At 60.5% G+C, this 1,601-nt stretch carries 2 protein-coding genes; both read left to right on the top strand.

The genetic code is table 11. The features are described 5' to 3' along the window. Position 1: 1 nt before the first annotated feature. Positions 2 to 640, top strand: a complete 639-nt coding sequence (locus WBB95_RS09105) for a hypothetical protein (protein WP_424487285.1) — start codon at positions 2 to 4, stop codon at positions 638 to 640. A gap of 112 nt (positions 641 to 752) precedes the next feature. Further along, positions 753 to 1,349 (top strand): DUF3455 domain-containing protein, encoded by a 597-nt coding sequence (locus WBB95_RS09100; protein WP_424487284.1) that lies wholly within the window; start codon positions 753 to 755, stop codon positions 1,347 to 1,349. Positions 1,350 to 1,601 lie beyond the last annotated feature (252 nt).

Below are 1,601 nucleotides of genomic sequence, written 5' to 3'. Positions count from 1 at the left end.
CATGACCGCCAAGCGCATTCCTTCCGGGGTGGTGGCTGGCCTCAATGTGTTTGATGTCAATGATCACAAGGCGGGCGGCTATCGCCTGGCAACCCTGGATAAACCGGGTGAGCACGGCAAGGTCGAGCGGCCGCTGATGGGGCATTGGGTGCCGCAGGGCAGCTTTTGCGACATCCCTGCCAACCCAGGTGCGACCGGGTATGTGTTTACCCCCGACTTCAGTGGCTGCTCGATCCTGATCGACCATATCGACGACACCACTTACCGCGTGTACCACGTGCAGGGCGGCAGCGATTACCTGAACAAGGAATACCTCAACCGTTTCGACGGCCATGGGCTGGGTTTCGCCACCGCGATGACGTTTGATGACTATGGCGAGGATGCTTACCCTCGGGGCTTTGCGTTCATGAAGTTTGAGGAAGGGCGCTGGTGGATTTATTTTCAGCGCCAGAACGGCGTAGGGCTGAATTTCGCCTATGGCAAGTTCCAAATGAACGGTGCGCAAACCGTGCGGGGCGGCGGGCGCATTCCGGTGCCCAACCTCAAGCGTGAGTCGCCGCGCCATGGTGTGGTGCACAGCGGCAAGGCGCTGGCGACGCAGGCCAGCCAGCGCCCGGTGCTGAAGGTGGAGGTCTGGTAAACATGGGGTTTTTACCCGGCTTGGAAAATAGTCGGGAATAAATACTTCGGGTCGGTTGTTCATCCTGCAGACGCTGATAACCAGCCATGACCGACTACTGACGGACGCCACCATGATTGACCAGACCCTTCTCGACACTTCACCCGGCAGACACACAATGAGCAGCACCGACCCTGATGTGATGGCGCGCCGCAATCGCCTGGCGCTTCTGGTATTGCAGGTGATCGGCCTGATTGTGCTGGCGATCTGCGCGTTCGATGCCCAGCGCGCCCAGGCCCAGGACTTGCCGGAGCCCGGCGCCGGAGTGGCAAAAAAAGTACTGATGACGGTCCAGGCCACCGGCGTGCAGATTTACACCTGCGCCAAAGACAGCGGCGGCCAGTTGACCTGGCAATTTCGCGAGCCCTTGGCGACGCTGATGATCAACGGCAAGACCATCGGCCGACACTTCGCCGGGCCGACCTGGCAGCTGGATGATCGCAGTGCGGTCATGGGTAAAGTCATCGCCCAGGCTCCCGGCCAAAGTGCCAAAGATATCCCGCTGCTGCGCCTGGATGTGGTGACGCACCAAGGCACTGGCGGCCTGGCCCAAGTGGTGCAGGTGGAACGCCTGCACACCTTGGGCGGCGTCTTCAGCGGCAGCTGTGAACAGGCCGGTGACTTACACGTCGAACCTTACAGCGCCGATTACCGCTTTCTCGGCCAGTAGCCCCTGCCGGGCCGTTCGGTCCGGTAGCCGTACCCTCTGATTTGAGTATTCGCCTCGCGCCGATTGTCATCGACGTGCGGCAACGCTGTGCCTGTCATACACCTAAAAACTCAGGAGCTTTACATGATTACTCGTTTACTCGCCGTCACTGCACTGACCGTTGTTGCTTCGTCCGCTGTGCAAGCGGCAGATGCTTATTCGTCCGAAGGCCCAACCGACTGGACCGGCTTCTACGGTGGCGTGAGCGCCGGC

This window comes from Pseudomonas sp. (assembly GCF_049645325.1).
GTDB lineage: Bacteria > Pseudomonadota > Gammaproteobacteria > Pseudomonadales > Pseudomonadaceae > Aquipseudomonas.
The sequence above is the reverse complement of the archived record's forward strand: the minus strand, read 5'-3'. Positions and strand labels throughout refer to the sequence as shown.